Here is an 18,477-nt window from a genome sequence, read left to right as displayed (position 1 = left end):
ATGACCGATCGCGAACTCCAACTCAAATCGATTCAATATCGCCAGAAGATTCTGCGATACATAACCGAAGCCGGGGCTGGCCACACCGGCGGCAGCTTGTCGTGCGTTGATATCCTCAATGTGCTTTACAATCGCGTGATGAATGTTTCGCCACGGAATTTTTCGTCACCCGACCGCGACCGCTACATTCAAAGCAAAGGCCATTCGGTCGAAGCGTTGTATGTTGTCCTGGCCGATCAAGGTTTCTTTCCGGAAACGGAACTCGAAACTCTTTGCCACTATCAATCGCCTTTCGTTGGCCACCCAACGCGCAAAGTCCCTGGCATCGAGATGAATACGGGGGCATTGGGCCACGGCCTGCCCATTTGCGTGGGCATGGCCATCGCTGGCAAGCTCGATGCGTCCAAGTACCGCGTGTTCACTCTGCTCGGCGATGGCGAGATGGCTGAGGGTTCCAACTGGGAAGCCGCCATGGCCGCCGCCCATTACAAGCTCGATAACTTGGTGGCGATTCTCGATCACAACACGCTGCAAATCACCGGCCACACGCGCGACGTGTGTAGCAACGAGCCGCTCGACGAGAAATTTGCCGCTTTTGGTTGGCATGTCGTCGGTGTGAATGGCCATGACTTCGCCGAGCTGACCGACGCCCTCACGGCCCCACCCCAAACTGGCAAGCCGACCATGATCATCGCCAATACGGTGAAGGGCAGGGGCGTGAGCTTCATGGAGAACGTCGTGAGTTGGCATCATGGAGTTCCCTCTGCGGAACAGTACGAGCTGGCTCAACGCGAGTTAGCCGCAGCCGAGCAAGCGCTCGTGGGCGAGGCCCTATGAGCGCACCCGCCCCATCGATGTTTTCGCCGGAAGCCCAGCAAGTTATTGCACGCTTGGGCCTGAAAAAGGGCCGCGCGAATCTCGAAGAGTTCGCCGCGACGCTCGAAGAATTGGCCCGCGAGAATCCCAGCATCATCGCGGTCACGAGCGATTCCCGGGGTTCAGGCAAACTCGGCCCGTTTGGCAAAGCCTTGCCTAAGCAGCTTGTCGAAGTCGGTATCGCGGAACAAAACCTCGTCGGCATTACCGCGGGGCTCGCTGCGGCAGGCAAGAAATCGTTTGGAGTTTCCCCCGCCTGCTTTCTGACGGCGCGGTCGCTCGAGCAAATCAAGAACGACGTTTGCTATTCCGATGTTCCCGCCACGCTCGTGGGTATTAGTGCGGGCGTGAGCTACGGCGCCCTTGGCAGCACGCATCATTCGCTGCACGATCTCGCCGCACTGCGAGCCATTCATAATCTCACCATCCTGTTGCCAGCAGATAATTTTGAAACTCGCGAATCAATCCGTGCCGCAGCCGAAGCCAAGCACCCCGTCTTTGTGCGCTTCGGCAAAGCGGCCATGTACGATCTGCACACCGCTGCAACAAATTTTGAAGTCGGCCGGTCCATCACGTTGCGAGAAGGCAACGACGTCGCATTCCTCGGCACGGGCGAAACCGTTATCCACTGTTTACTTGCCGCCGAAAAACTTGCCGAGCAGGGATTGAATTGTCGCGTCATCAGTATGCACACCATCAAACCGCTGGATGAGGCAGCGATCATTGATGCCGGCCAAAATTGCCGCGCGATTGTCACCGCTGAAGAACATTCCGTTCATGGCGGATTGGGTGAAGCGTGCGCCGCGGTGCTGATGCAGGCGGGTGTTGCTGTATCCATGAAAATTGTTGGAATTCCCGACGAAGATACCGTCACGGGGGCTCAAGCCGATATCTTCCGTCATTATGGCCTCTCGATGGAAGGGCTTGCAGAAGCTGCGCACACGCTCATACAGCGTTCGGGGGCGGCACGATGACTCTCATCCTCGGCATCGATCAAAGCACGTCGGCCACCAAGGCAGTCCTATTTGATCAAAACGGCCGGATCGTCGACAAGGTTTCTCGCGAGCATCGTCAGATTTACCCGCAAAGCGGATGGGTTGAGCACGATGCCGAGGAAATCTGGCAGAACGTCCTTGCCGTCATTGCTGAACTCACGACTCGACACCAATCAGCCCTTGGTGAACTCGCTGGCCTGAGCATCACCAATCAGCGTGAAACCTTCGTTGTCTTTGATCGGCAGACCGGCAAGCCGTTGCACAATGCAATCGTATGGCAGTGTCGCCGTGGCGATGGGATCTGTAAAGAATGCACCGTGGCGGGTCATGAACCACTTGTTCAAGAACGTACTGGCTTAAAACTCGACACGTATTTTCCTGCTTCAAAAATTGCTTGGCTGTTGCGTGAGCGAGCAGATATCGCCACCGCCGTTCAAAAAGGCCACGCGCTCATCGGCACGATCGACGCCTATCTGATTTACCGTCTCACGAGTGGCCAGGTCTTTGCCACCGACCACACCAACGCCAGCCGCACGCTGCTTTACGATGTCCACAAGCTCGCTTGGGACGCGGAACTGTGTGAGCTATTTGGCATTCCACATGACTCTCTGCCGGAAGTGCGCGATTGTTCCGCGAAGTTTGGCGAAACAAATGCCGCAGGAAATTTGCCTCAGAGCATTCTCATTTGTGGCGTGATGGGCGATTCGCAGGCGTCGTTGTTCGCTCAGCGTTGCTACGAGCCCGGCATGGCCAAAGCCACGTTCGGCACCGGCACATCCGTGTTGCTCAATGTAGGCCAGGAATCAAAAGTTACCAACGGCGGTTCTGTGTTGGCACTGGCCTGGGTTCTCAATGGCAAGCCAACTTATGCCCTGGAAGGTCTCATTAACTATTCGTCGGCCACACTCACTTGGCTCCGCGATCAATTGCAATTGATTGGCGACTTGGCTGAGTGCGAGCCGCTTGCCACGGAAGTCGAAGACAATGGCGGCGTTTATCTCGTTCCGGCCTTTGCCGGTTTGAGCGCGCCACATTGGAAACCGGACGCCCAGGCCGCGATTTTTGGCATGACGGGGCATACTCGCAAAGCCCATGTCGTGCGAGCTGCTCTGGAATCAATCAGTTATCAGCTTCGAGACGTGCTCGACATGATGCAGCAGGAGAGCGGTATCACACCGCAAATTTTGTTCGCCGACGGCGGGCCAACCTGCAATGAGTTCCTTATGCAGTTCACGGCTGATATGATTGAACGCGAACTTGTCACGACCAACACGCCGGAGTCCTCGGCGCTGGGAGCTGTCTCGGCGGGACTGCTTGGCTTGGGAATCCATAATTCGCTGGCGGATTTGGCCAAGCTGCCTCGCGAAACCAAAACTTATCGGCCCAATCGCGATGCGGCGGAAGTCGAGCGCTCCCTTGCCGGCTGGCATACTGCCGTGGGGCGATTGCTGTAAATAATTTTCAATTGAAGCATAGGATAGGAATTCCATGTTCAAAACTCTTCTTAGTTTGTTGATCGTCGCCACCGTTCCCTGGATCGGTGGCTGCAGCCAAGCACCTCCGGAAAAAGAGCAAACCGCCCAAACCGTCGACGCGAAACCAAAGTCGGGCGAAAAAGAAAAGATCGCCATCATTGTTTCCACGCTTAACAACCCTTGGTTCGTCGTGCTAACGGATGCCGCGAAGAAACGCTGTGAAGAGCTAGGCTACGACGCCACGGTTTTTGATTCGCAAAGCGACACGGCCAGGGAAAGCTCCCACTTCGAAGATTTGATCGCCGGTGGTTACAAAGCCGTACTGTTCAATTGCACCGACGCTGATGGTTCCATTGCCAGCGTACGGAGGGCCAAGGACGCCGGGATCCCTGTGTTCTGCATCGACCGCGAAATCAACGCGACCGATGCCGCCACGTCGCAAATTCTTTCCGACAGTTATTCCGGCTGCGTCGCGCTCGGCGAGTATTTCGTGAGCGTTATCGGCGAAGACGGCAATTGGGTCGAATTGATGGGAACCTCCGGTGACAATAATACTTGGAATCGCTCGAAAGGTTTTCATAGTGTTGTTGATCGCTTTGAAGGCTTAAAAATGGTGGCCCAGCAGTCGGCTGATTTCGATCAAGGCCGTGCGCTGGAAGTCATGGAATCGATTCTGCAAGCCAATCCCAAGATCGACGCAGTTTTTTGCGCCAACGACGTCATGGCCATGGGCGCCTATCAAGCCATCGCCGCGGCCAATCGACAGGATGAAATCAAAGTGTTTGGCTTCGACGGCTCCGACGACGTGGTCCGGCTGATCAAAGAAGGCAAAGTCGCGGCCACGTGTATGCAGTTCCCGAAGCTGATGGCGATCCAAGCGGCGGAATTCGCTGACGAGTACCTCAAAGGGAAACGAGACTTTCCTCAAAAAATTCCTGTCGACGTCGAGCTCGTTACGCCAGACAACGTCGACGACTACGCCAACTTCGGCTTGAAGGAAGACTGAGCAATATGCCTGGGCCAAGTCTGAAACGCCGATTCGTTGTGCCGTGTGTCGTTCTTCTCGGCCTGGCCCTTACGTATTGGTTTCCGCTGTTTCGTATCGTGCCGCTGGAGCAGGTGGCCGCGGCGAACACCAGTCAAAAGTTCGACGCGAAGCCTTTTGCGCTGGACTTTTGGTCCAAGCAATTGGTTCCCAGTTTCGAGCAAGCAACCGACGCCGCGGAACTGATTCCTGCGATTCAGAACGACCCTGAAATGGCCCGCAAGACTTTTGGCAAATCGGTGGGCATCGGCCGTGTCTATTTTTATTTCTTGCAAGGCATAGGAACCGTAACTTCGATCGACAAATCAGGGGTGAATCTCAAGATTACTGATAACCCCGATATCGTCTTGAAAACGGGCTTACTCTTTGGCAATACAGTTCGCGATGCGACCGGGCAATTGGTTGCCGGCAAATTCGCCAATTCACAAGACTTCAATGCCATCTCCAAAGAATTGAACCGCATCGTAGAAGAGCAAGTTCAGCCCGAGCTCAAAAAGCAAGCCAAAGTCGGCGCAAAGATTCGCTTTGTCGGCTGCGCCGAAGTCCTTGCGTCGAACAAAAAAATTCTGCCTCTCACCGTGGTCCCCTTGCAGGTGGAATTTCCGCAATGACCGTCGACGCTTCGCCAACACCGCTGCTTGCCGCTCAGGAAATCTGCAAATCATTCCCGGGCGTTCGCGCGCTGCAAGATGTGCAGATCACCGTGCCTGCGGGACGACTCAACGCGGTGCTGGGAGAGAACGGTGCCGGCAAATCGACCCTCATGAACATCCTGTCGGGCGTGTTTCCTGCGGATGCTGGCGAACTCTTGCTTGATGGCAAACCTATTGCATTCCGCACGCCACGCGAGGCCACTGACGCCGGCATCTCGATTATCCATCAAGAACTCAATCTCATTCCTTACTTAAGCGTTGCTGAGAATATTTTCCTCGGCCGCGAGCCGCTCACGCCGTTAGGTTTTGTCGACCGCAAATCGATGAATCGCATGGCGGCTAAATTGCTCGAACGTCTGGAGCTGAAGGTCGATCCACGGGCTCTGATTTCGAGTTTGCGTGTCGGTGCCCAGCAAGTTGTTGAAATCGCCAAAGCTCTCTCGACCGACGCCCGCGTCATCATCATGGATGAACCGACGTCGGCAATTTCCGAGCAAGAAGTGACCGCGCTCTTTCGTATTATCACAGAGCTTAAACGAAGCGGTGTGGGAATCATCTACATCACTCATAAGCTCGACGAATTGCCGCAAATTGCCGACGACATTACGGTACTCCGCGATGGGGAATTCATCACTTCCGTGCCGTTTGCGTCAGTCACGCACGACGAAATGGTGCGCCTCATGGTAGGCCGAGATCTTGCCGACCAATTTCCGAAATCATCCACCAAGTTCGGTGACGAAGTGCTGCGAATTACGAACCTCACCGTCCGCGATCCTCAACATTACGATCGATTTCTGTTGCAAGAGATTTCGCTACATGTCCGCCGCGGCGAAGTACTGGGGTTGTTTGGTCTCATGGGAGCCGGGCGAACCGAATTGCTCCAAGCAATTTTCGGCTTGTACTCCAATTCAACGACTGGTTCAGTTGTTGTCGATGGTGAGCCAATGCGTATCGATTCACCAGCCGCAGCGATTGCCGCCGGATTGGCCCTTGCTCCGGAAGATCGCAAACTCGAAGGACTGTTTTTGCCGCTCAGCGTGGCCGCCAACGCCAGCATGGCTTCCCTTAAACAGACGGCAACTTATGGCTTTCTGAGCTCCGCCAAGGAACAACGGCTCGCTGAAAAATATGCCACGCGATTGCGACTCAAGACGCCATCACTCCGTCAGCAAGTTCGCAATCTTAGTGGCGGCAATCAACAGAAAGTCGTCCTCTCGAAATGGCTCGCCACCAACCCCAGCGTGTTGCTGCTCGATGAGCCGACTCGCGGAATCGATATCAATTCCAAACGTGAGATTTACACGCTCATCGACGAACTCGCCGCGGAAGGATTGGGGGTGATCGTCGTTTCTTCGGAATTGCCGGAAATCTTGGCGCTCGCCGACCGGATCGTCGTACTCAGCGAAGGTCGTAAAACCGCAGAATTCACACGCTCTGAAGCGAACGAAGAATGCATTCTTCGCGCGGCACTTCCCACGGGAAAGGCCTGTGCATGACGCTGAGCGAATTCAAATCCTGGGCCGTCCGATTTCAGTCCGTGCTGGCGCTTTCTCTGCTGGTCTTGGGATTGAGCCTCGCCACGGATCGATTTCTGACGGTCGATAACACGCTCAACGTGTTGCGTCAGATTTCGATCAATGTTTGCCTGTCGATTGGCATGACCATGATCATCCTTTCCGGCGGCATCGATTTGTCGGTCGGATCGATGCTTGCGCTGGCGGGGGCTGTTGCTGCTGGACTGATGAAGAACGGCATCACACTGGACCGCTTCGGCGTTCAATTGCAATTCACGGTATTAGGCGGAATCATTGCGGGGCTTGTTGTTGGTACAACACTGGGGCTTTGTAATGGCATCGCAATCACGCGTTTCCGCTTACCACCATTTGTGGCCACGCTCGGCATGCTCAGTATTGCCCGCGGCCTGACGATGCTTTGGACCGGCGGATTTCCGATCACGAGTCTGGGTGATGATTTCGGCAAACTCGGCACCGGTTACGTTCTGGGGATTCCCATGCCGGTGTGCATCGCCGCGGTTTTGGTGGGCATCTTTATCGTGGTCACGCAGCGCACTCGCTTTGGCAGGTATTTGTACGCCATTGGTGGCAACGAGCGCGCGGCAAAACTGAGCGGCATCAATGTCCCCAAAATCAAATTAATGGTTTATGCTCTAGGGGGGATGCTCGCCGGGGTGGCTGGCTTGTTGGTCACTGCGCGACTCGATTCCGCGACGCCCAACGCGGGGACGGGCTACGAACTCGATTCCATTGCGGCGGTCGTCATTGGCGGCACCTCGCTTTCCGGCGGACGGGGCTCCATTTGGGGGACCGTCCTGGGGTGTCTCATCATTGGGGTGTTGAACAACGGCATGGTCCTTTTAGAAGTTTCTCCCTTCTGGCAACAAGTGGTCAAAGGGGCAGTCATTATTGTGGCGGTGGCCATCGAGCGGGCCAATCGCAACGAGAGCTAACCTATTCAGGCGGTTTATCATGATTCAATCAACAAAATTTGTTCGCATCCTTTGTCACCTTCTTGTTGTGGGATGCCTTGCGGCGGTTTCAACGAATTCCTATGCCGACCTTTCCGTGACGGGATTAGAATGCGAACATCTTGTCAACCCTTTGGGAATCGATGCCGCGCAGCCACGACTCAGTTGGTACAGCACCTCCGACAAACGGGCCCAATCGCAATCGGCTTATCAAATTCTCGTTGCCAGCTCGCGGGAAAAACTCAACGCCGACGAAGGTGACCTGTGGGATAGTGGCGAAGTGAAATCGGATCAATCGCTGTTCGTTTCTTATGCTGGCCAGCCGCTGATGTCGCATGAGGAATGTTTCTGGAAAGTGCGCGTCTGGGATCAAGCGGGCAAAGCTTCCTCATGGAGCGACGTAGCACACTGGTCCATGGGACTGCTGCAACCTAACGACTGGCATGGTAAGTGGATTGGCCGCGAAGAATTTCCCAGCATTGAATTTTTGACCGACACGAATTGGATTTGGTTCCCCGAAGGTAAGCCCGCGGAATCAGCACCTCCCGAGGAACGCTTTTTCCGGCGGACCTTTGAGGTGCCCAAAGATCGCACGATTCGCTGCGCCACGTTGCGGATCACGGCCGATGATCGCTGCTCGATTTTTCTTAACGGCCGCGATGTCGGCAGCCGGAGTGGCCATCGCTCGGCAAAAGAAATGGATGTCACCAAGCGCCTCGAACTCGGCAAGAATGTGCTCGCCGTTTCGGCTAAAAATGAAGGAGAGAACGCCAATCCCGCTGGGCTTGTCGCTTGGTTGAAAGTGGAGTTCACTGAGGGCGAGCCGCTGCTGATCGTCACCGATGCCGAGTGGAAAGCCAACAATAAATCCGTGGATGACTGGTTTGCCCTCGATTTTTCGGACGAGAAATGGCCCGCCGCCATGGTAGTCGGCCCCGTCGGCATGAATCCTTGGGGAGAGGTCCGTCATGCCGAGGATCGTCGACTGCCTGCCCGCTATCTTCGCAAAGAATTTGACATCGAGAAACCGATTCGTCGCGCCACGATCAGCATGTCAGGCTTGGGCCTGTCGGAGCTTTTCATCAATGGAGAAAGAATCGGCGATGCCGTTTTATCGCCCGGTCTAACCGAATATCCCAAGCGAACGCTTTACGTCACACACGACGTCACCAAAGCACTGCACGAAGGTGAGAATGCGCTCGGCGTGATCCTCGGCAATGGCCGGTACTACTCCCCACGCAGCGACGTCTTTGCCTCGATGACCAACTTTGGTTATCCCAAGCTCCTGCTGGAACTCCGCATCGAACATACGGATGGCAGCATTTCGGAAATCGTCAGTGACAATTCGTGGAAGCTTACGACCGATGGGCCGATCATCGCCAACAACGAATATGACGGTGAAGAGTATGACGCCCGCAAAGAAATGCCGGGCTGGGATCAGCCTGACTTTGATGACACACGCTATCTCAACGCCGAGAATGCCGTCGTGCCAGCGGGTGAGTTGGTTCCTGAACCGATTGACCCCATTCGCGTTGTCGAAACCCTCAAACCAATTGCGGTCACCGAACCGCGCCCCGGTGTCTTCATTTTTGACATGGGACAAAACCTAGTCGGGTGGTGCCGCTTGAAGGTCAGCGGGCCGGCGGGAACGTCGGTCAAGCTTCGTCACGCCGAGACATTGACCCCCGAGGGCGAGCTCTATCTGGCCAACATTCGCGGCGCGAAAGTCACCGACATTTACACCCTGAAAGGCGAGGGGACCGAAGTCTGGGAACCAAAGTTTACCTACCACGGCTTTCGCTTTGTCGAAGTCACCGGCTTCCCCGGCAAACCCACGCTCGATTCCTTGGAAGGACTCGTTGTTCATGACGATGTCCAGCAAATCGGCGAATTTGAATGCTCCAATCCGCTGATCAATCAAATCTATAAGAACGTCGTGTGGGGCACTCGCGGCAACTATCGCAGCATTCCCACGGATTGCCCCCAACGCGACGAACGCCAGGGTTGGCTCGGGGATCGCTCCGAAGAATCGCGGGGCGAGACATATATCTATGACAACGCCGCGCTGTATGCGAAGTGGCTGCAGGATATGGAAGATTCGCAAAAACCGACAGGCAGCGTCCCCGACGTGTGCCCCGCGCATTGGCCGATTTACTCCGACAACGTGACCTGGCCGAGCAGCACCGTCATTATTCCCAACACGTTGCTGCGTCAGTTTGGTGATAAGCAGATCGTGGCAGATCACTACGACAGCGCCAAACGCTGGATCGACTACATGCTCACTTTCACCAAGGATGGCATCATCGATCGCGATCAGTATGGTGATTGGTGTGTACCGCCCGAGGACCCGAAGCTGATTCACTCGAAAGACCCAGCCCGTGCCACCGATAAGGCGCTACTGGCGACTTCGTATTTGTACTACGATCTGACTCTCATGCAGCGTTACGCCGAAATGCTCGATAAGCCGGAGGATGCCAAGCGATTGAAGCAACTCGCCGAGGAAACAAAGACCGCGTTCAACAATAAGTTTCTCAATCGTGAAAAGGGTTACTACGACAACGGCTCGCAAACGTCGAGCGTGCTGCCTTTGTACTTTGGCTTGGTTCCCGATGACATGCGGCAAAAGGTTTTCAACCACTTGGTCGAGAAGATCATGGTGCAAACCAAAGGTCACATCGGCACTGGGCTGATCGGTGGGCAGTTCTTAAACCGTGTGCTCGCCGACAACGGCCGTGCGGATATTGCCTACACGATCGCCTCTCAGACGGATTACCCCAGCTGGGGTTACATGATTTCCAAGGGGGCGACCACCATCTGGGAACTGTGGAACGGCGACACGGCCGATCCGGCCATGAATTCCGGCAACCACGTGATGCTCGTGGGTGATTTTGTCATCTGGCTGTTTGAAGACCTCGCGGGAATCTGCCCCGACGAAGCCCAACCCGCTTTTAAGCACATCATCATGCGGCCACAGCCCGTGGGCGATCTTACGTTCGTGAAGGCCAGCTATGTATCTCCTTATGGCAAGATCGCGAGCCATTGGGAGAAAAAAGAGGGCGTCTTCGATTGGAAAATCACCGTGCCAGCCAACACCACCGCGACTGTTTACATTCCCGCGGCCAATGCGGACTCCGTAAAGGAAAGCGGCCAGCCTGCCGCCAAAGCCGAAGGGGTTGAACTTGTTGGCATGGAAGCCGATTACGCGGTGTTCCAAGTCGGTAGTGGCTCGTACCACTTCGTAAGCCAATAGCCATGGCCAGCAGCATGAAAATTCCAAGTCTTATTTGCCTGATCCTCGCGATCTGTCTGTCCGCCGCAAGTTTCTTGTCGGCTGAGGAAACCGAGCGAGTTTATCTTTCCGGCCGCAACAAAGACCAGACTGTTCCGTGGAAGTTCAAATGCACAACCGGTGCGAAATCCGGCGAATGGACGACCATTCCGGTCCCCTCGAATTGGGATGTCCTCGGCTTTGGCATGCTCAATTACAAGAAGGACATCGAATCGGCGCTCGAAGAGCATGGGCTGTACGAATACGAATTCAACGCCCCTGAGCAATGGAAAGACAATCGCGTCTATCTCGTGTTTGAAGGCTCAATGACCGACACGACGGTCAAAATCAATGGAGAGCAGGCTGGCCCGACGCATCAAGGAGGGTTTTACCGCTTCAAGTACGAGATCACCAACTTATTAAAATTCGGCCAAAGCAATCTGCTGGAAGTTGACGTCGCCAAGCATTCGGCCAACGAATCGGTCAACAAGGCCGAACGGACGGCCGACTTCTGGGTCTTCGGTGGGATTTATCGGCCCGTCTATTTGGAAGTCGTGCCCCAGCAGTTCATTGAGCGCGTGGCGATCAACGCCCAAGCCGACGGCCAATTTTTCGCCGATGTCATAGTGAACGGTGCAGGGGATGCGGAAAGTATTGAAGTTCAAATCACTGATCTGGATGGCAAACCCGTCGGTGACTCTTTTTCGCAAGACGTGAAAAACGATTCGCCCCGTTTATCGACTAAAATTGAGAATCCGCGACAATGGACGGCGGAAACTCCGAACCTTTACCTCGCTGAGTTTCAACTCAAGCAGGGCGATGAAGTGTTGCATCGCTACCAACAACAATTTGGTTTCCGCACGATTGAAGTCCGCCCCGGGGACGGGATCTACGTGAACGGCAAGCAGGTCATACTCAAAGGGGTAAATCGCCATTCGACTTGGCCCGATTCCGGCCGCTGCTTGAGCAAAGACGTTCATCTGCTCGACATCAACACGATCAAAGACATGAACATGAACGCGGTGCGGATGTCACACTATCCGCCCGATCAAGAGTTTCTCGACCTGTGCGATGAGCACGGGCTCTACGTGCTCGACGAACTCGCCGGTTGGCACTGGCATTACGACACCAAGGTGGGCCGCAAGCTGGTGAAGTCGCTCGTCACGCGCGATGTGAATCACCCCAGCGTGATCTTTTGGGATAACGGCAACGAAGGGGGATTTAACGTTGCCTTGGATGAAGTGTTCGATGAGTACGACCCCCAAAAACGCAAAGTACTGCACGCCTGGGAAGCCTTTAACTACATCAACACGGCTCACTATTTGGAGTTCGATCGTGCCAAAGTCGCTAGCCAGGGGGCACCCACGCGTCATGGTCCCACCGAAGTCTACCAAGAATGGGAAGACCTGAACGATCCCAACAAGTACATCTATATGCCCACCGAGATGCTGCACGGACTGTACGACGGCGGCAGCGGGACTGGGCTGGCTGATTATTGGGAAATGATGCGCGAAAGCCCGCTGTTGGGGGGCGCATTTCTGTGGGTGCTGTTCGACGAAGGGATCAAACGCCCTGACGGCAGCATCGATTGCGCCGGCAACCAAGGGCCCGATGGTATTGTCGGCCCCTATCGTGAGCGCGAAGCAAGTTTCTATACGGTCAAAGAACTGTGGTCGCCGATAGTGATCGAGCGCAAAGGCGACAACACGTTTACAATCGAAAATCGCTATGACTTTACGAATGCTGATCAGTGCAAATTGACTTGGCAGTTGAGGAAGCTTAAGCGACCCAACGAACAAGGCGCCGGATTTGAACTCATCGATGAAAAAACTCAAACACTCCCCGACATCGCTCCAGGGCAAGTGCAAGAACTCACGTTGGATATTCCCAACTCAAAAGAGGCCGATGTTCTAGCAATTTGCGTTACTGATTCCCAAGGTCGCGAACTGTGGACATGGACCTGGCTGCTACGGGATTCATCCCCTACGAATGTTTTCAACAACTCTACCAAAGGAGCGGCTCCTCAGCTTTTGGAGTCTGATGACAAAATTACTGTGACGACGGGCGATTTGGTCATCGAGTTCGACAGAACGACGGGGGAATTGAACAAAGTCACTCGCGATGGCAAACCGTTTTCACTCAGTAGTGGTCCTGTCGCGACAACTGGTGAATCGAAATTGAAGTCTTTGAGCTCATCAATCGAAAGCGATACCGCGATTATCCAAGCTGAGTATGACGGCGCTTTGAAGGATATCACTTGGCAAATCAACAGTAATGGCTGGATTGAATGCGACTATCGTTACCACGCCGAAGGCAAGCAAGACTACTTCGGCGTGACGTTCGATTACCCAGAAAAACTTATTCGCGGTAAACGCTGGCTCGGCAATGGGCCCTTCCGGGTGTGGAAGAACCGCCAACATGGTGTGAGCTTGAACGTCTGGGAGAACAAGTACAACGACACCATCACCGGCTACTCCGGTTGGGAGTATCCCGAGTTCAAAGGCTGTTTTTCCGGCGTTCAGTGGCTGCAACTCGACACCGACGAAGGCCCCATCACGATTTTGCCGGGGAATTCCGGCTCGTTCGTGCAAGTACTCACACCCAGTTTCCCGCCCAAGGATCTGGAAGGCGAAACCAAATTACAACTCCCTGAATGTGGCATCGCGCTACTCGACGCCATTCCCCCCGTGGGGAGCAAGTTCAAAACCGCAACAACAACAGGTCCCCAAGGCCAACCCAACATCGGACAAGGCGAATACTCGGGGAGCGTAAAATTCTACTTCGGCGAACTGCCTGAATGAATTGGGTTACAACTTCGATTCAAACTCGTAAGTTCCCGAGCCCACGGAATAGACGTTCCGATCATCTTCGCGGCGTAAAAATTTCACGCCTTCGCTTTCGGCTGCCGGTTTGCGTGCTTCGGTGTCTTTGCTTGATTCGCTCGCGGGTAAATAGACGGTGGCCGTTGAATTCGCTGGAATGACAATCCGCAATTGGAAATCCTTCCCATTGCGACCCCAACGGCATTTGATCGGCCCCCGCAATGAATCATAACTCGCCTCGGCCCAAGTCAGATCGCCCACGGGCGTTGGCTTGATCACCACATTCTCGAATCCCGGCTTCTCGGGATCCGCATCGATGCCAACCAAGTCTTTGTAAAACCACTCGGTGATTTGGCCCAACATGAAATGATTGTGCGAAGCATTGTGGTTCGCATCCCACGCCTCGGTCAGGGCGGTCGCCCCCTGCTTGAGTTGATATCCGTAACCGGGCTTCTCGTCCTGGTTGATCATGTCGTAGATCACTTGCGAATCGCCGCTTTGGGCTAGCCCTTGCAACAGATAACGAAAACCGACATCACCCGCTGTCATGGCATTGCCACGGCCGCGCACATCTTTCACAAGCGCAGCGGAGACATTTTCCCGATCCGCCGGTTCGGCCAAATCCATCACCAGCGCCAAAGCATTCGAACACTGCGAGTTCGTGCCATAGGTTCCGTCTACATTATGAAACTTCGCCAGCCAAGCCGCGCGAATTTCATTGGCCAATTTGGCATACTTTTCGGCATCCTCATCTTTTCCCAAGAGCTCAGCGATTTGTGAAAGCAGCTTGGCATCGTAGTAATAAAAGGCCGTGGCAGTGATGGCGGGCGGTGTCAGCTTGGCATGTCCGGGCCGATCCTTGCCATCCAAGTCGTACCAATCACCAAGGCCCTCGTCGATGATGTGATCTTTGGTTTTGCCAGCCAAATACTCCATATATTTCTGCATGCCGGGGTAGTACTCTCGCAGCAACGCCGTATCGCCCGTGAACAGATATTGCTGCCAAGGAACCACGATAAAGGCACACCCCCATTCCGCCGCCGCGCGGAACGTGCCAGGAAAAACGGTGAACTCGGGGGCGATGTTAGGAATCAGTCCCTCGTCGGTCTGCGAATCCGCCATATCGCGCATCCCTTTGGCAAGAATCCGGTTCACGTCGAACTCATAGCGAATCGCGGGGCCATTGAGATGATATTGCTCGAGCCAACCCAGCTTTTCCCGATGAGGGCAATCGGTGAGTACCGAGACCATATTCGAGCGCTGCGCCCAACGAACTAACGTGCGAATGCGATTCAAAAGTTCGTTCGAGCAAGAAAACTCACCCACCGGCTCGGCCGTGGAATGCACCACCACCCCTTCGATGTTTTCGAGTTGAGGCAGCTCGCCGCCTTCTTCCGCGGGAATTTTATCTAGCTGCAAATAACGACAGCCGGCATAAAAAAATTGCGGAAACCAAGTTTCTTCGTCGTTGGTGGCCTTCGTGTACTGCCACCACGCCGGACCGCGATTTCCTCCGCATGTCCCACGATTGATCTGGCCTTTGTCGTCTAAGACTTCGGCGTGCGTGAGTCGCACAGTACTTCCCGCGGGTCCGGTCACCTTAATTCGCGGCATGTACGACGCGTTCTGTCCAAAATCAATCACATCCATTGCCTCACTCAATGGCGTGATCGACACTGGTTCGATTATTTCAATCTCGCCGAGGGGTTCGGCGCTCGATGTCTGCCCGCGCAGGACGCCACTAGGCCGCACAAGTTCTACGGCATGTACCCAATTCTGATCGTCAAAGCCGGGCTTATCCCAACCACTTTGAAGTAATCGAGCATCGTAATCTTCGCCGCCGAAGATATCGTTGTAGGTCACGGGCCCCGCGTGGACGCGCCAAGTTTCATCCGTGCCAATCACTTCGCGAGTGCCGTCGTGGTATTCGATCTCAATCTGACCGTACGCCCGCTGCGGGCCAAAGCTGCCTTGAAACTTACTAAACCGATTGCGGCGCTCGGTGTGGTACATGCCATCCCCCAAGGCTAATCCAATCGCGTTATCCCCTTGCCGCAGCATTTCGGTGATGTCATGCGTTTCATACAGGCACGTGCGGTTGTACTTCGTCCATCCGGGCGACAACAGATTGCTGCCCACTTTCTCGCCATTGAGAAACATTTCGAATTGTCCCAACCCTGTCATGTGAACGATCGCGCGCTTGAGCTCGGGTTTCACTTCAAAATCGCGGCGCATCAGCACCGATTCGCTCTGCCACGGGGCAACAATCCACTTGGCTTTCCAAGCATCATCGCCAATGACGCCCATCGTCCAAGTCGCGACGGGACTCCACGTCGATGGCTGATCCTTGTCATCCCAGGCACGCACTTTCCAATAGACTTGCTGCGAAGATTTGAGTGGCGCTCCGTCGTAAAGCACGTGCGTCGATTGGGCCGAATCTTGCTTGCCTGAATCCCAAAGATCGCCGCGATCTTCGTCCAAGTTATCCGCGGAACTCGCCACCAAAATTTGGTACGCCGACTGGCTTTGCCCTCGTCGACTTCCCGCCAACTGCCAGTACAATCGTGGCTGGGCCACATCGATCCCCAGCGGATCGACCGCATATTCGCACCGCGGCTTGGTCACCTGCCACGCAATGTCCTCATCCGCAGCTTGGAGCAACGAAGCCCCAACACAACATGCGCTCAAAATAAGTACGAAGAACCGGATCGCCGACATCGCGCGAATTCCCTCTTACAAATAAGAATACGAAAAGTCATTTCACGTAACGTGATGGCGTCACGCAAGATCGAGTGAATCAATAATCGCTTTAACCTGAGCTTGAGCTTCGTCCGTCACGGGTTGAATCGGTTGCGCGAGTATGTTTCGACAAATGCCGAGGGCTTCCAAGGCCATCTTAATTCCCGCCACGCCCGACGAAAACCGATTACCCGCCACCGCGTAAATCCTTCCAAGCTCAATGACTTGCTGCGTTAGTTTTGCCATGCGGTCAGCATCTTTGACAACAGCCGCTTCGTACAAACCTACCAACAACCGCGGAGCCACATTGGCACCACCGGTCACGCCGCCATGGCCCCCCAGTCGAATAATATCCGACAGGTTGGCCTCTTTGCCCGCTAGCAAACTGAATCCCGGTCTATGTTTAGCGACCTCGACAACCTTGGCAAAGTAATCAAGATCACCCGAGCTATCTTTGATGCCCACGATGTTCGATTCTTCCAGCAAGGCAGCAACCGTTTCTGGAGCAATGGAAACCTTGGTAAGCGCTGGAAAATTATAGAGCACCAACGGCAAAGGAACTCGGCGGGCGAGCTCGCGGAAATAGCCGATGAGTTCCGACTGATCGGACGGCAAATAATAAGGAGCCGCCGACACCACCGCCGCGCAACCATTATCCACTGCCACCTTGGCCGCCTTGAGCGATTCCTTGATCGAAGTGTTGCTAATCCCCATCAACACCGGCAGACGATCGCCCACCAACAGACAGGTGCGTTCGATCAACTGTCGCTGCAAATCGGCGTCGAGCGAGGGACCTTCACCGTTCGTGCCTAGCATAAATAGCCCATGCACGCCGCCTGTCACCAAGTGCTCGATCAACCGCTCCAGCCCTTGTTCGTCCAGGCGTTCAGAATCCAAGAGCGGCGTAACGACAGGGGGAATAATGCCGTGAAAATCAAGCGATGCGGAGCGAGCCATGCAATTTGTCTGCTGTGGGGTTGGCTGAAAGGGAAGGTTGAAATTAGTATTGCCCAGGCTTCTTGCCGGGCCAAGTCCCATCGACGATGGGCTGGAGTTCGAGTTTTTCGGGGTCGACGACCACGTGCTTGATCCGTTCGCGCCGCCAAGTGTAGGCGATGTGGACTTTACCGTCCGAAGTCTGAATCACAGCCGGGTAAGAATAACCGTTCTCACCTTTGTCGTCTTCCAGCACCAGCGCGGCCTGCCAATTCTCGCCACCTTCGGAAACGGCAACATTGAGTGGACTGCGACCTTTGTAATTGGGATTGTGATTGTACACCAACAACTGCCGACCATCGGCCAGCGTGACAGCATCCGTCCCGGCACTCGGGTTGGGTAGCGGAATCAGCGACATCTCGCCCCAGGTCTTGCCCCCATCTTCCGACCAAATTTGAAAAATGCCGCTCGAACGAGTGCGGCCCAAAGCTTGTAAGCGATTGTTGTCGTACTGCAAGATGCTGGGCTGAATCGCTCGAATCTTTTCGCCGTCATTCACCGGCGGAGATGCTTCCCAGGTTTTCCCTCCATCGGTCGACGTTTCAAAATGTACCCGCCAGTCGTCATGCTCCGTGCTCGAAGGCGAAATAATCGTGCCATCCGCGAGTTGTATCGGTTTGTTCTTAATCGGGCCGAGAATGCCCTCCGGTAGACGAGTCGGTTCGGACCACGTTTTGCCTTCATCCTCGGAGGTCATCACCATGCCCCACCAGTCAGACGGCGTTGGGCCGACTTTATAAAACAGCATCAAAGGGCCAGCTTGAGGCTGAAATAAGACCGGGTTCCAAGTTGGATAACGAAGTTCGGCAGATTCCACGCCGTTGGCGACTTCAACCGGATCGCTCCATTTGCCATCTTGAAAACGAGCTATCCAAATTCCGACGTCGGGATGACGTTCGTGCGTCCCACCAAACCACGCGGCAAGCAAACCCTCTTTGGTTTCCACCAACGTGGCGGCATGACAAGAAGGGAAGGGGGCCGACTCGTAAATGAACTCCGCCGACTCGATGCCCGGTTGATTCTCAGGAATTGCGTAGCCATGGGATGCAGCTAATACGCCGCAACATGAAATGCAGACTAAGATCAAACGCCGAGTGAAAAGACTTTTCATGATTGCTCGTTT

Annotated in this window: 12 protein-coding genes; 9 read left to right on the top strand and 3 right to left on the bottom strand. The window is 54.7% G+C overall.

The genetic code is table 11. The features are described 5' to 3' along the window. The 9 genes from AC6T8Q_RS17225 to AC6T8Q_RS17185 are packed head-to-tail and all read left to right on the top strand — an operon-like array spanning position 1 to position 13,598. On the top strand, positions 1-837 hold the full coding sequence (locus AC6T8Q_RS17225) for a transketolase (RefSeq protein ID WP_500680263.1): 837 nt from the start codon (positions 1-3) through the stop codon (positions 835-837). Further along, a complete protein-coding gene (locus tag AC6T8Q_RS17220) occupies positions 834-1,850 on the top strand; it encodes a transketolase family protein (RefSeq protein ID WP_500680262.1) in 1,017 nt (338 codons plus the stop codon). Before AC6T8Q_RS17225 ends, AC6T8Q_RS17220 begins: the two co-directional genes overlap by 4 nt. Next, positions 1,847-3,325 (top strand): FGGY family carbohydrate kinase, encoded by a 1,479-nt coding sequence (locus tag AC6T8Q_RS17215; RefSeq protein WP_500680261.1) that lies wholly within the window; start codon positions 1,847-1,849, stop codon positions 3,323-3,325. Before AC6T8Q_RS17220 ends, AC6T8Q_RS17215 begins: the two co-directional genes overlap by 4 nt. A 34-nt stretch (positions 3,326-3,359) precedes the next feature. Continuing rightward, positions 3,360-4,352 (top strand): D-ribose ABC transporter substrate-binding protein, encoded by a 993-nt coding sequence (locus AC6T8Q_RS17210; RefSeq protein ID WP_500680260.1) that lies wholly within the window; start codon positions 3,360-3,362, stop codon positions 4,350-4,352. Between the two features lie 5 nt (positions 4,353-4,357). Then, positions 4,358-5,002 carry a DUF2291 family protein gene (locus AC6T8Q_RS17205; protein ID WP_500680259.1) on the top strand — a complete coding sequence of 215 codons (645 nt, stop codon included), beginning with the start codon at positions 4,358-4,360 and terminating at the stop codon, positions 5,000-5,002. Further along, a complete protein-coding gene (locus tag AC6T8Q_RS17200) occupies positions 4,999-6,540 on the top strand; it encodes a sugar ABC transporter ATP-binding protein (protein WP_500680258.1) in 1,542 nt (513 codons plus the stop codon). Before AC6T8Q_RS17205 ends, AC6T8Q_RS17200 begins: the two co-directional genes overlap by 4 nt. Then, positions 6,537-7,511 carry an ABC transporter permease gene (locus AC6T8Q_RS17195; RefSeq protein ID WP_496922513.1) on the top strand — a complete coding sequence of 325 codons (975 nt, stop codon included), beginning with the start codon at positions 6,537-6,539 and terminating at the stop codon, positions 7,509-7,511. Before AC6T8Q_RS17200 ends, AC6T8Q_RS17195 begins: the two co-directional genes overlap by 4 nt. Before the next feature lie 19 nt (positions 7,512-7,530). Further along, positions 7,531-10,779 carry a family 78 glycoside hydrolase catalytic domain gene (locus AC6T8Q_RS17190; protein WP_500680257.1) on the top strand — a complete coding sequence of 1,083 codons (3,249 nt, stop codon included), beginning with the start codon at positions 7,531-7,533 and terminating at the stop codon, positions 10,777-10,779. Between the two features lie 2 nt (positions 10,780-10,781). Next, complete coding sequence (locus tag AC6T8Q_RS17185; RefSeq protein ID WP_500680256.1) at positions 10,782-13,598, top strand: glycoside hydrolase family 2 TIM barrel-domain containing protein; 2,817 nt, start codon at positions 10,782-10,784, stop codon at positions 13,596-13,598. Between the two features lie 6 nt (positions 13,599-13,604). On the opposite strand, the gene AC6T8Q_RS17180 is transcribed toward AC6T8Q_RS17185, so the two are convergent. The 3 genes from AC6T8Q_RS17180 to AC6T8Q_RS17170 are packed head-to-tail and all read right to left on the bottom strand — an operon-like array spanning position 13,605 to position 18,465. Further along, a complete protein-coding gene (locus AC6T8Q_RS17180) occupies positions 13,605-16,337 on the bottom strand; it encodes a glycoside hydrolase family 78 protein (RefSeq protein ID WP_500680255.1) in 2,733 nt (910 codons plus the stop codon). Between the two features lie 60 nt (positions 16,338-16,397). Continuing rightward, positions 16,398-17,315: a dihydrodipicolinate synthase family protein gene (locus tag AC6T8Q_RS17175; protein WP_500680254.1), complete on the bottom strand. Its 918-nt coding sequence runs from the start codon at positions 17,313-17,315 to the stop codon at positions 16,398-16,400. A 43-nt stretch (positions 17,316-17,358) separates the two neighbouring features. Continuing rightward, positions 17,359-18,465 (bottom strand): sialidase family protein, encoded by a 1,107-nt coding sequence (locus AC6T8Q_RS17170; protein WP_500680253.1) that lies wholly within the window; start codon positions 18,463-18,465, stop codon positions 17,359-17,361. Positions 18,466-18,477: the final 12 nt, after the last annotated feature.

Origin of the sequence: Bythopirellula sp. (assembly GCF_041737835.1) — a bacterium.
Classification (GTDB): Bacteria; Planctomycetota; Planctomycetia; order Pirellulales; family Lacipirellulaceae; genus Bythopirellula.
The sequence above is the reverse complement of the archived record's forward strand: the minus strand, read 5'-3'. Positions and strand labels throughout refer to the sequence as shown.